Raw genomic sequence first — 11,508 nt, forward strand, 5'->3', positions numbered from 1 at the left:
GCTTCTCTCCATGGGACTTGGCCGGCGCTTCGTCGCGCCGGCCTGCACATTCACGAGAGCGGTCAGTCCTTGTTGACCGGACTGTCCGGGCTCATCAGGAGCGCCACAGCATCCTTGATCTGCTCGATGGTCAAGACTTTATTCGTGCCGAAGCGTGGCATATTCGAACATGGAAGTGCGGCGTGGGAGTTATATATTTTCTCGTAGACCGCTTTCGCCTCGGCTTCCTTGAAATCGCGCAGCTTGCCGTATTGATAGAGGCTCGGCCCGAGCGTGCCGTAGCTCACTTCCTGCTTCGATATCTGGTGGCAGGCATAGCAATTGCCGCCATTGGCGCGCGCTGGCGGATAGTCGGTGAAGCGCATGCCATAGCCGCTCTGTGCCAGCGCCTCGCCCTTCTTCCAGTCACCAATGAACGTGCCGTCGGCCGGATATTCGATCGTCGCCTTCTCGCGCTTCTGGATTTCTTCGGCCATGGCCTTGGGCGGATCGTTCCGCGTGGCCGAGCATTGTTTCATGGTTTCGTCCTGCGCCAGCCGCGGGACGAATTGTTCGGGTGCGCCTGGGAAAGCGGCCTTGATCGCCGCATCGGCAACGCCAGGAGCCACGGCCGGCTTCTGCTGCGCGAGCGCCAAGGAACCCGCCAACAAGGAACCTGCCACCACGGAACCCGCCAGCACAGACCCGGCGGCAGCAGTGAAGGGAAGCTTTCTCATGATGTTTCTCCCTTCGCTCAGCGCTTCAACCCGGGAGCGGCGATTTCGCCGCCGGCCGCCTGTTTGGTGAGATAGGCAATCAGCGCAACGCTCGCGTCGGAGCCAAGCTGCAACTGCGGCATACGCATCTGCCAATAGCAATCGAACAGCCGGTGCTGCATCGTCATGACATGTGTCGATGACACGCGATAGGCCGGCCATTCGCCAACAACCTTGCTGGCTTCCTTCGGATCGGTGAGATGCGGCAGTCCCTGTAGCCGGATTCGCAGCCCCTCGGCCGCATGACAGGTTGCGCAGGAAAAGTCGAACGGACCCGACCTGCGGAAGAACAGATCCTCACCCAGCGCAACGACCTCCTTCTCCTTTGGATGATCGAGCTGGGCCGAATATTTCTCGCCCGACGACTCGTGCGCAACCCAGGTGGCGATCGCACCCAGTTCCTTCACCGGCTGGCCTCCGCCCGGATGCGGCCGCTTCACAAGGTCTGCCGCGTTAAATCCCTGCAACTGCTCCATGCACCACAGGATGCGGGTTTCGGCATCCATGACGCGATCGGCATCCTTGAAATAGCGTGGCAATTCGGCGAACGCGCCTTTCACGACGCCGGGGCCCTTGCCGAGGTCGCATTGCTCCAGGCTGACATTCTTCGGTCCGCGTGGTGTTTTCCACAACGCCTCGCCGCGGTCGGAATCGAGGAGGCCCGGATTGCTCCAGGGATCCTCGCGCAACATCTGCCGATAGCGCTCGATCGCCTTTTCGGTTTCGGCATCTTGCGCAACGGCGATACCGATTGCGGACAGTGCGCCAATACAAATGGCCGCCGCAATTGTTGTGCTGAATCTCACGCTCTTCCCTCCCGCGTTGATTATGCGCTCCGTGTCGGAGTACGAAGCATCGGCCTTGCAGATCAAGTGGCCATTTACACGAAACAATACATGCATTTTTCCGCATGAGAAGGCTTTGCTCATTGTGCAGCGCAAAGGAGAATAATCGTTGCGCGCCGCCGGAGAATTGAGTAAACACTTTCAACGTAATGAATATGTTCCGTGCTATAAGCGGACCACGGCGAGGAAACGTGAGGCAATCGGCGCGCTTGTCGCCTTGTTCCTGTCATGCGAATCCGACGCCGCCTTTGAATTTCGGCCGTGTATCGCCAGATGATGGCGGCACGATCAGGAGAGGATTGAAATGACGATGACGATCACGCGCCGGCAGACATTGTTCGTGGGCGCTGCAGCGATTGCCGCCGCCGCGCTTGGACAGGCGGCCGTTCCCGCCCATGCCGCCAACGACCTCGAAGAGCTGTCGAAGAAGTTCACCGGCGGAAAGATGCCGGTCGCAGGCAAAATCAAGCTCGACGTTCCGGAAATCGCCGAGAACGGCAATACGGTTCCCATGACGGTGTCGGTCGACAGCCCGATGACCGACAAGGAGTATGTCCAGGAAGTGCTGATCCTGGCCGATGGCAACCCGAGGGCCGGCGTTGCGACCTTCCACTTCTCGCCCGCCAGCGGAATCGCGGAAGCCAATACCCGCATTCGCCTCGCCAATACGCAGAACATCGTGGCGATCGCGAAAATGAACGACGGATCGTTCTACACCGCAAGCAAGCAGGTGAAGGTCACGATCGGCGGCTGCGGCGGCTGAACCCGTCCCCAACGCCAAGCCGCATTATCAGTGTCAGGAGACCAGAATGTCCGCACCCAAGCCGCGCATCAAACTCGACAGGAAGGAAGTCAAGAAAGGCGACATCGTCGAGGTCAAGGCGCTTGTCTCGCATGTCATGGAAACCGGTCAGCGCAAGGGCGCAGACGGCAAGGTGATCCCGCGCAAAATCCTCAACAAATTCACCTGCACGGTGAACGGCAAGGAAGTGTTCGCCGCGGATTTCGAGCCTGCCATCTCCGCCAACCCGTATATCCAGTTCAAGTTCAAGGCGATGGAATCGGGGCCCGTGGTGTTGACCTGGATCGACGACGACGGCTCCAAGATCGTCGGGGAAGACACCCTCAAGGTTCTCTAGAATATCGACGGTCCGGGTCTCTGAAGGCCCGGACCGTGAATTTTGGCGGTTCGTCAGCCCGGCGGTCGTGCGGGAACGATAGAGGCGTGCATGCTTTCAAGGCGCGATTTCATTCAGCTGGCTGCAGCCACCGCGGCAATCGTCCCGTCGGGATGGCGTTCTGCCTTTGCCCAGCAGCGTCTGACGCAGGACGACCTCTTGCGCTTCCAGCCGCTCGGCAATGTCACGATCCTGCATATCACCGACATTCACGCCCAGCTCCGGCCGGTCTATTTCCGCGAGCCGTCGATCAATCTCGGCACCGGCGAAGTGAAGGGCCTCGTGCCCCACATTACCGGCAAGGCCCTGCTCGACCATTACGGGATCCCGGCCGGTTCGGCGGACGCCTATGGCCTCGCCTATCCGGATTTTGCGGCCTTGGCGAAGACGTACGGCAAGATGGGCGGGCTCGACCGCGTTGCCACGGTCATCAAGGCGATCCGTGCCGAACGCGGTGATCGCGTCCTGCTGCTCGATGGCGGCGATACCTGGCAGAACAGCTACACCTCGCTGATGTCGAAGGGCCAGGACATGGTCGACTGCATGTCGCTGATCAAGCCCGATGCCATGGTCGGGCATTGGGAATTCACCCTCGGCACCGACCGAGTCAAGGAGATCGTTGACAGCCTCGGATTCCCGTTCCTTGGTCAGAACACCCGCGACACCGAATGGGACGAGCCGGCCTTCAAGCCGTCGGCGATGTTCGAACGCGGCGGCGTCAAGATCGCGGTGATCGGCCAGGCATTTCCCTATACACCGATTGCCAATCCGCGCTGGATGATCCCGAACTGGTCGTTCGGCATCCGCGAGGACGACCTGCGCAAAAATGTCGAGGAGGTCCGCAAGGATGGGGCCCAGCTCGTGGTGCTGCTGTCGCATAACGGCTTCGATGTCGACCGCAAGCTGGCCTCGCGCGTTGAAGGCATCGACGTGATCCTGACGGCACATACCCACGATGCCCTCCCCGACGTCGTCAGGGTCGGCAAGACGCTGCTCGTCGCATCCGGAAGCCACGGCAAGTTCGTGTCGCGGCTCGATCTCGATATCCAGGGCGGCGAGGTCAAGGGGCACCGCTTCCGGCTGATCCCGGTTTTCTCCGATGTGATCGCGCCGGACGCCGAAATGGCCGCAAAAATCGACGCCATCCGCAAGCCGCATGAAACGATGCTGCGCGAAAGCGTGGCGCGCACCGAAACGGTTCTGTACCGGCGCGGCAATTTCAACGGCACGCTGGACGACGTCATCTGCGATGCGCTGATCGCCGAACGCGATGCGGAAATCGCGCTGTCGCCGGGCTTCCGCTGGGGCGCTTCGCTGCTGCCGGGGGACGATATCACCCGCGAGGATGTCTACAACGCCACCGCGATCACCTATCCAAACGCCTATCGCATGACCATGACCGGTGCGCGGCTGAAGGAGATCATGGAGGATGTCGCCGACAACCTGTTCTATCCCGATCCCTATTATCAGCAGGGCGGCGACATGGTGCGGGTCGGGGGCATGGCCTACACCATCGACGTCGGCAAGCCGGGCGGGCAGCGCATCTCCGACATGACGCTGGTGCGCACCGGCAAGCCGATCGAGCCGTCCCGTGACTATGTCGTCTCCGGCTGGGCGAGCGTGAACGAAGGCACCGAAGGACCGCCGATCTGGGATGTGGTGATGAACTATCTGACGAAGAAAAAGGTCGTGGCTCCGAAGGAGCTCGCGAATGTGCGCGTGGTCGGCGCGTAAAAAATTTTGGCCTGACATATGCAAACATACGCATTGATGAAATTGAACCGGACCGGAGACAGCGCATGAAGGATCGAACCGGACTGACGTCGCGCCGGGGCTTTTTGCGCGGCGGGATCGCTGCGGGCAGCGCGCTCGCGGCAGGCGGCGGGACTGCCCTTGCCGGCACCCGCGCGGGCAACCCGGACAATCTGCCCCCGAATGTGCCGGAATGGACCCGCGTTCTTGGTGAGGGCGTTGCGGTGCGCGGCTATGGGCGCCCCTCTGAATTCGAAAAGGACATCATCCGACGAGACGTGGAGTGGCTCACCGCCTCGCGGGAAAGCTCGGTCAGCTTCACGCCGCTCCATGCCCTTGACGGTCCGATCACGCCCAATGGTCTGTGTTTCGAGCGCCATCATTCCGGCATTGCCGAGGTCGATCCGGCCGATTACCGGCTGATCCTCCACGGGCTTGTCGACAAGGCGCTGATCTTCACGCTGGACGACATCAAGCGGATGCCGCGGGTCAACCGCGCCTATTTCTGCGAATGCGCCGCCAATTCCGGGATGGAATGGCGCGGCGCGCAGCTCAACGGCTGCCAGTATACGCACGGCATGGTGCATTGCGTGATGTATACCGGCGTACCGCTGAAGGTTTTGCTCGAGGAAGCCGGCGTCAAGACCAATGCGAAATGGCTGCTGCTGGAGGGCGGCGATTCCGCCGCGATGACCCGCTCGCTGCCGCTCGCCAAGGCGCTGGACGACGTCCTGATCGCCTACCGCATGAACGGTGAAATGCTCTATCCCGAGAATGGCTATCCGGTCCGCGCGGTAATTCCCGGATGGGAAGCCAATATGTGGGTCAAGTGGCTGCGCCGCATCGAGGTCGGCGATCAACCCTGGCATCACCGCGAGGAAACCTCGAAATACACCGACCTTCTCGAGGACGGCAAAGCCCGACGATTCACTTACGTCATGGACGCCAAATCCGTCATCACCAATCCCTCGCCCCAGGCTCCGCTCAATCACAAGAATGGCTTCACCGTGCTGTCCGGCATCGCCTGGTCGGGGCGCGGCAAGATCGCGCGCGTCGACGTTTCGCTCGATGGCGGGCGCAACTGGCGAACCGCGAAACTCGACGGTCCGGTGTGGGACAAGGCCATCACCCGCTTCTACTACGAGTTCGACTGGGACGGCCGCGAATTGCTGCTGCAATCGCGCGCCATGGACGAAACCGGCTATGTCCAGCCGACCAAGGACGCGCTGCGCAAGGTGCGCGGCGTTAACTCGATCTACCACAATAACGGCATCCAGACGTGGCACGTCCATGCGAACGGCGAGGTCGAGAATGTCGAAATTTCCTAAGCTCGTTCTCGCCGCCGCTGCGTTGTGTCTGCTGGCGCCCGGCGGTCTTGCGGCGCAAAAAAAGTCCGAGGCGATTCAGGTTGCCGCCAATGTGGGGGCCGCCACGAAGCTCAATATCGGCCGCGAGGCGACCGCGGAAGAAATCGCCGGCTGGGATATCGACATCCGCCCGGACGGCCATGGACTTCCGGTCGGCAAGGGCACCGTCAAGGAGGGCGAACCGCTCTATGTCGAGCGCTGCGCGGCCTGCCACGGCGAGTTCGGCGAGAGCGCCGGCCGCTGGCCGATCCTGGCCGGCGGTGCCAAGACGCTCGCAAGCCACGATCCTGTGAAATCGGTCGGTTCCTATTGGCCGTACGCCTCCACGCTGCTCGACTATATCCGGCGTGCGATGCCGTTCGGCGCGTCGCAGACACTGACCAACGACGAGCTCTACGCCATCACGGCCTATGTACTTTTTCTCAATGACATCGTTACTTCGGAAGATTTTGAGCTGACTGACAAAAATTTTAGGACGATCAAGCTTCCCAATGAGGCCAATTTTTTCGATGATGATCGTGAACATGCCGAAAAAGCGTTCTGGCAGAAGGATCCATGCATGAGCAATTGCGTGCCGGGCGTTGCAGCGGTGACCGGCCGCGCCCGGGTCATCGATGTGACGCCTGAGCCGGGTCAGGGTCCGAAGGTGGAGTAACGATGGGCAGAACTGGGTCCCAGCGCCTGGAGCGTGCTGCGGCCGCCGTCTTGGCATGTGCGGTTGCTGCGAGTCTGCCTGCGGCATTTTCGCATGCGTCCGGCGACCGCGCCCTCGGCCAATATTTGTCCTCGGAATGCGTCACCTGCCATCAGCTGACCGGACGATTTGACGGCATTCCCCCAATTGTGGGATGGCCAGAGGACTCGTTCGTCGAGATCATGAACGAGTATAAGACCAAGAAGCGCAACCATGCGGTCATGCAAACCATTGCAGGTCGCCTGTCACCAGAGGAAATCGCTGCGCTGGCCGCCTATTTCGGGAGCGTTGCTCCGGCGCCGGCAAAGCCCGAGGGAGGAAAATCGTGAAAACCAATCGTAGACAGTTTCTCGGCGGCGCCGGCGCTCTTGCCACGGCGGGCATGATCGCCGCACCGGCGATCGCGCAGGCCAAGCCGCGGGTCGTCGTGATCGGCGGCGGTCCGGGCGGGGCGACGCTCGCCAAATATGTCGCCCGCGACTCGCAGGGCGCCATCAACGTGACCTTGGTCGAACCGCTGAAAGAGTTCGTCACCTGCTTCCATTCCAATCTCTATCTTGGCGACTTCCGGGACTTCGCCTCGATCACGCACAATTATTCCGGGCTGGCGAAGCACGGCGTGAACGTCGTCCACGAAGCCGCAAACTCGATCAATCCGGAAACCAGAACGGTCCGTCTCGCGAGCGGCGTCGCCCTGCCCTATGACCGCCTGGTCGTGGCTCCCGGCATCGACATCAAGTTCGATTCCGTCCCGGGCTATTCGGAAAAGGCCAGCGAGATCATGCCGCATGCCTGGAAGCCGGGTCCCCAGACCCAGCTTCTGAAAAAACAGCTCGATTCTCTCGACGACGGCGCGACCATCGTCATGATCTGTCCGCCCAATCCCTATCGCTGCCCGCCCGGACCCTACGAGCGCATCTCGATGATGGCGCATGTGCTCAAGCGCAAGGGCCACACCAAGTCCAAGATCATCGCGCTCGATCCCAAGGCCAATTTCTCCAAACAGGCGCTGTTCGTCGAGGGCTGGGAACGGCACTATCCGGGCATGGTCGAGTGGCAGGATCCCAAGATGCATGGCGGCATCAAGAGCGTCGATCCCTCCACCATGACCGTAAGAACCGACCTCGGCGAGTACAAGGCGCAGCTCGTCAACGTCATCCCCGCCCAGATGGCCGGAAAGATCGCCCGCGACGCAGGCCTCGCCAACGAAACCGGGTTCTGTCCGATCAAGCCCGAGAGCATGCAGTCGGCAAAGGATGCCAATATCTACGTGCTGGGTGATGCCACGATTGCGGGCGACATGCCGAAATCGGCCTTCTCCGCCAACAGCCAGGCCAAGGTCGCGGCCATGGTGATCCGCGGTGAATTGACGAAATCGCCGACCTTCCCGGCGCGCTATACAAACACGTGTTGGAGCCTGATCGAGACCGACGACACGGTGAAAGTCGGCGGCCGCTACGAGCCGAAGGACGGCAAGATCACTGCTGTCGAAACCTTCGTCTCCAAGACCGGCGAAGACGCAGAACTGCGTAAGCAGACCCAGGCGGAGAATATGGGCTGGTATCAGGGCATCATCGCAGACATTTTTGCGTGATGTATCGCCACCCTTTTCGCCACAGGCCGTTCAATGAAGAACCCGGATCGCGCGATCCGGGCTGCCGCCTTTATGGCTGCGTCGGGACCGCACTCAACCGCCGCACCTTGCTGGCGGGATTCGGCGCCGCCATCGCCCTCCCGGCGACACGCGCGATCGCGTCGCATGCGCCGGCGACCTACAAGCTCGGCGCCCTCGAAGTGACGGTGGTCAGCGATGGCGTCCTGAACGTGCCGCTGTCGTTCTCGCTGCCGGAAACCCCGCTCCCCGAGGCCGCCGCCTTGTTCAGGGCCCATGGTTTGCCGGAGGCTGGCTCGCCCTCTCAGACGAATGTGGTTTTCGTCAAATCCGGCAACGAGCGCATCCTGATCGATGCTGGCTCGGGACCGAACTTCCAGCAGACTGCCGGAAAGCTCCAGGAGAATCTGGAAGCCGCCGGCGTCGCCCCCGACAGCATCACCAAAGTGGTGTTCACCCACGGCCATCCCGATCACCTCTGGGGGGCGCTCGACGATTTCGATGATGCGCCGCGATTTCCGAATGCCCGCTACATCATTTCCGCAGCCGAATGGGATTTCTGGACCGATCCGGATACGCCGTCGCGGCTTCCGGATGCGCTGAAGGGCATGGCGCTTGGATCGAGCCGCATCCTCAAGGCGATCGAGGACAAGCTCGAGCGCCGCAAGAATGGTGAAACCTTGGCTCCGGGACTGGCGTATCTGGCAACGCCCGGACACACGCCGGGCCATATGGCGGTTGTGATCGAAGACGGCGGCCAACGGCTGATCGTGGGTGGTGACGTGCTGGCGAATACGGCAATCTCGTTTGCGCGGCCGGACTGGCGCATCGGCGCGGATTTCGATCGCGATCAGGGCATCGCGACACGCAGGCGGCTCCTTGACCAGCTGGCTTCTGATCGGACCCCGCTGATCGGATTTCATCTCGCCTGGCCAGGCTATGGCGCCGTCGAACGCTCAGGCACCGCTTACCGTTTCGTTCCACTCTGACCCTTCACTCGAGGACCACATGATCAGGATCGCAGCCGCCACCTTGTTTCTCGCCGCCCTCGGCATGCCCGCGCATGCCCAGGACGCCGCCGCCGGCGAGAAGGTGTATGTGCAATGCCGCGCCTGTCACCAGATCGGAGAAAATGCGAAAAATGGCGTCGGCCCGCTTCTCAACGGACTGTTCGGGCGCACCGCCGGAACGATCGAAGGATACAATTACAGCGACGCCAACAAAAAGTCCGGCATCGTCTGGGACGAGAAAGTGTTCGCCGAATATATCCAGAATCCGCGCGCGAAAATCCCCGGCACCAAGATGATCTATGCCGGGCTGAAGGACGAAAAGCGCATCCAGGACCTTATCGCGTTTCTCAAGCAGTTCGACAAGGACGGCAAGAAGACGGCGCAGTAAATGCCTGTCGTCTGATCGATCGTCTGTTCAGCGATGCAAACGATGGCCGGGCCCTGCGCCCGGCCATTTTGCGTTTGCAAGTCTCGGTGACTCAAGCAGGTAGCCGGCGTCGCCCCAAGCCAGTCTATTGCTGGACCGGGACGTAGCTCGTCATCGGCGGACCGAAGGCGGCAGTTTCCAGATGACGCGGTACGATCAGCCGCCGGCCGGGCTGTAACGCCATGTTCGGGTTGATGTCGTTGAGCTGGGCCACCGCCCAGACCGGCACCCCGTAACGCTGCGCAACGGTGCGCACCGTGTCGCCGGGTTCGGCGCTGACGCCGACGCCGGAATCCCACAACTCGATCGGCTCGCCGCGCGGCATGATGTAACGGATCGGGACTGTCGGGCCCTCGAGCTGAACCGGCAGTGTCGAAATCTGCACCACCTTGGCCACGATCTTGTCCTGCAGCCCGCGGATCTTGACCATGTTGACGTGCAGCACTTCCCAGTAATTGCGCAGGTCGACCGTCGAGAAGTGACCGCGGAAGTCGGAGTCCGGCCGCACATAGCCGCCACCGAAGAAATTCATCGACTGATAGATGTTGATGAAGCGATCGACATTGTTCGGCACGGTCGGCGCCCGGCGCGTCGGATCGAACGCAACGATCAGACTGACCGGCACGCCCGCCCGCTTCAGCTTCCAGGCGAATGCCAGGGCGGCATCGCCGCCGGCGGAATGCCCCATTGCCATGATCGGCTGCGGCGCCTGCCTGTAGCGGGCAATGGCCTCGTCGGCGGGACCGGACCAGTTGATATGGTTGTAGGTCTCGGCGTCGATGCCGCTCGCGGCGATCTTGTCGCGCAGATAGTCCATTTCGAAGGAGGCGAAGCGTCCGCCCATGCCGCGGAACACATAGGCCTTCCCGGTGGCGGGGGCCTTTTGTGCGAACGAACCATTGGCCGAGAAAAAACCCTCGAACGCGGACAGCGACCCGCAGCCGGTGAGGCCCGCGGACAAAACCCCGACGATGGCAAGGCGAGACCAATTGCGCATGCGCGTCAAAGCCTTTTCGGCGGGCTGGCGGGGCTGCGCCCCTGTGCAGGGCGAGGCCGGCGGATGGATCAGGAAGATTGAACGGCCGATATCGTTAAAATTTTCCGAAGATTGTCGGGGCTTGCCGGTAAGATACTGACTTAACAACGTTTTTTATTAGGTCAGGCAGACGGGCCAGCGGCGCAGGAGCGGCGGCTGGCAACAGGAATCACGCCGCCCGACGGAATGGCGCATTTAGCAATTGACCCCGCCCCCGGCCTGCCCTAACGCGCGCCCCTGACCCCGTAACGCCAATACCCCGCCGATGACCGCCGCACCGCGCATCTCTTTTGTGTCCCTGGGCTGCCCGAAGGCGCTGGTCGATTCCGAGCGCATCATCACGCGCCTGCGGGCGGAAGGCTACGACCTCGCTCGCGGCCATGCCGGCGCCGATATCGCCATCGTCAATACCTGCGGCTTTCTGGATTCGGCTCAGGCTGAATCGCTTGCCGCGATCGGCGAGGCGATGGCGGCAAACGGCAAGGTGATCGTCACCGGCTGCATGGGCGCCGAACCGGAAAAAATCACGGCACGATTTCCAAACGTGCTCGCGATCACGGGGCCTCAGCAATACGAGAGCGTGATGGAAGCGGTGCATCGTGCGCTGCCGCCGGTGCACGAACCATTCGTCGATCTCGTACCGCCGCAGGGCCTGAAGCTGACGCCACGCCATTACGCCTATCTGAAGATTTCCGAGGGCTGCAACAACCGCTGCAGCTTCTGCATCATCCCGAAGCTGCGCGGCGATCTCGTGTCACGACCGGCCGCAGACGTCCTGCGCGAGGCGGAGCGCCTGGTCGCGGCCGGCGTCAAGGAACTGCTGGTGATCTCG

At 61.8% G+C, this 11,508-nt stretch carries 13 protein-coding genes; 10 read left to right on the plus strand and 3 right to left on the minus strand.

What is annotated here, in order from left to right:
• Positions 1-62 precede the first annotated feature (62 nt).
• Together soxX and soxA are read right to left on the minus strand one after the other, a co-directional pair.
• Positions 63-716 (minus strand): sulfur oxidation c-type cytochrome SoxX, encoded by a 654-nt coding sequence (gene soxX / locus ACK41X_RS03155; RefSeq protein WP_409719177.1) that lies wholly within the window; start codon positions 714-716, stop codon positions 63-65.
• A gap of 17 nt (positions 717-733) precedes the next feature.
• The gene (soxA, locus tag ACK41X_RS03160; RefSeq protein ID WP_409719179.1) at positions 734-1,561 is read right to left on the minus strand and encodes a sulfur oxidation c-type cytochrome SoxA; all 828 of its coding nucleotides are present in this window, start codon (positions 1,559-1,561) and stop codon (positions 734-736) included.
• A 349-nt stretch (positions 1,562-1,910) separates the two neighbouring features.
• On the opposite strand from soxA, the gene soxY reads away from it, so the two are divergent.
• From soxY to ACK41X_RS03205, 9 genes are all read left to right on the plus strand, one after another.
• Positions 1,911-2,363, plus strand: coding sequence for a thiosulfate oxidation carrier protein SoxY (gene soxY / locus ACK41X_RS03165; RefSeq protein WP_409719203.1), 453 nt, complete (start codon positions 1,911-1,913; stop codon positions 2,361-2,363).
• Between the two features lie 46 nt (positions 2,364-2,409).
• Complete coding sequence (soxZ, locus tag ACK41X_RS03170; protein ID WP_409719181.1) at positions 2,410-2,739, plus strand: thiosulfate oxidation carrier complex protein SoxZ; 330 nt, start codon at positions 2,410-2,412, stop codon at positions 2,737-2,739.
• Between the two features lie 90 nt (positions 2,740-2,829).
• Positions 2,830-4,512, plus strand: a complete 1,683-nt coding sequence (gene soxB / locus ACK41X_RS03175; protein ID WP_409719183.1) for a thiosulfohydrolase SoxB — start codon at positions 2,830-2,832, stop codon at positions 4,510-4,512.
• Between the two features lie 65 nt (positions 4,513-4,577).
• Entirely contained in the window at positions 4,578-5,858 is a 1,281-nt protein-coding gene (gene soxC / locus ACK41X_RS03180; protein WP_409719185.1) for a sulfite dehydrogenase, read from the plus strand.
• Positions 5,842-6,552, plus strand: a complete 711-nt coding sequence (locus ACK41X_RS03185) for a c-type cytochrome (protein WP_409719187.1) — start codon at positions 5,842-5,844, stop codon at positions 6,550-6,552. Before soxC ends, ACK41X_RS03185 begins: the two co-directional genes overlap by 17 nt.
• A gap of 2 nt (positions 6,553-6,554) precedes the next feature.
• Positions 6,555-6,920: a c-type cytochrome gene (locus ACK41X_RS03190; protein WP_409719189.1), complete on the plus strand. Its 366-nt coding sequence runs from the start codon at positions 6,555-6,557 to the stop codon at positions 6,918-6,920.
• A complete protein-coding gene (locus tag ACK41X_RS03195; RefSeq protein ID WP_409719191.1) occupies positions 6,917-8,185 on the plus strand; it encodes an FCSD flavin-binding domain-containing protein in 1,269 nt (422 codons plus the stop codon). Before ACK41X_RS03190 ends, ACK41X_RS03195 begins: the two co-directional genes overlap by 4 nt.
• The gene (locus tag ACK41X_RS03200) at positions 8,185-9,192 is read left to right on the plus strand and encodes an MBL fold metallo-hydrolase (protein ID WP_409719193.1); all 1,008 of its coding nucleotides are present in this window, start codon (positions 8,185-8,187) and stop codon (positions 9,190-9,192) included. The genes ACK41X_RS03195 and ACK41X_RS03200 overlap by 1 nt, the downstream gene beginning before the upstream one ends.
• Positions 9,193-9,211: 19 nt before the next feature.
• Positions 9,212-9,601, plus strand: coding sequence for a c-type cytochrome (locus ACK41X_RS03205; protein ID WP_409719195.1), 390 nt, complete (start codon positions 9,212-9,214; stop codon positions 9,599-9,601).
• A gap of 124 nt (positions 9,602-9,725) precedes the next feature.
• On the opposite strand, the gene ACK41X_RS03210 is transcribed toward ACK41X_RS03205, so the two are convergent.
• Positions 9,726-10,637 (minus strand): LysM peptidoglycan-binding domain-containing protein, encoded by a 912-nt coding sequence (locus ACK41X_RS03210; RefSeq protein WP_409719197.1) that lies wholly within the window; start codon positions 10,635-10,637, stop codon positions 9,726-9,728.
• A 304-nt stretch (positions 10,638-10,941) separates the two neighbouring features.
• Between ACK41X_RS03210 and ACK41X_RS03215 the strand changes: the two genes are divergently transcribed.
• A partial coding sequence (locus tag ACK41X_RS03215) for a radical SAM protein (protein ID WP_409719199.1) occupies positions 10,942-11,508 on the plus strand: 567 nt, incomplete at its 3' end.

The organism is Pseudorhodoplanes sp., assembly GCF_046289595.1.
Classification (GTDB): Bacteria; Pseudomonadota; Alphaproteobacteria; order Rhizobiales; family Xanthobacteraceae; genus Pseudorhodoplanes.

Coding starts and splice junctions, on each gene's coding strand:
- soxX (WP_409719177.1), bottom strand. CDS start 716: ATGAGAAAGCTTCCCTTCACTGCTGCCGCCGGGTCTGTGCTGGCGGGT.
- soxY (WP_409719203.1), top strand. CDS start 1,911: ATGACGATCACGCGCCGGCAGACATTGTTCGTGGGCGCTGCAGCGATT.
- soxZ (WP_409719181.1), top strand. CDS start 2,410: ATGTCCGCACCCAAGCCGCGCATCAAACTCGACAGGAAGGAAGTCAAG.
- soxB (WP_409719183.1), top strand. CDS start 2,830: ATGCTTTCAAGGCGCGATTTCATTCAGCTGGCTGCAGCCACCGCGGCA.
- soxC (WP_409719185.1), top strand. CDS start 4,578: ATGAAGGATCGAACCGGACTGACGTCGCGCCGGGGCTTTTTGCGCGGC.
- ACK41X_RS03185 (WP_409719187.1), top strand. CDS start 5,842: ATGTCGAAATTTCCTAAGCTCGTTCTCGCCGCCGCTGCGTTGTGTCTG.
- ACK41X_RS03190 (WP_409719189.1), top strand. CDS start 6,555: ATGGGCAGAACTGGGTCCCAGCGCCTGGAGCGTGCTGCGGCCGCCGTC.
- ACK41X_RS03200 (WP_409719193.1), top strand. CDS start 8,185: ATGTATCGCCACCCTTTTCGCCACAGGCCGTTCAATGAAGAACCCGGA.
- ACK41X_RS03205 (WP_409719195.1), top strand. CDS start 9,212: ATGATCAGGATCGCAGCCGCCACCTTGTTTCTCGCCGCCCTCGGCATG.
- ACK41X_RS03210 (WP_409719197.1), bottom strand. CDS start 10,637: ATGCGCAATTGGTCTCGCCTTGCCATCGTCGGGGTTTTGTCCGCGGGC.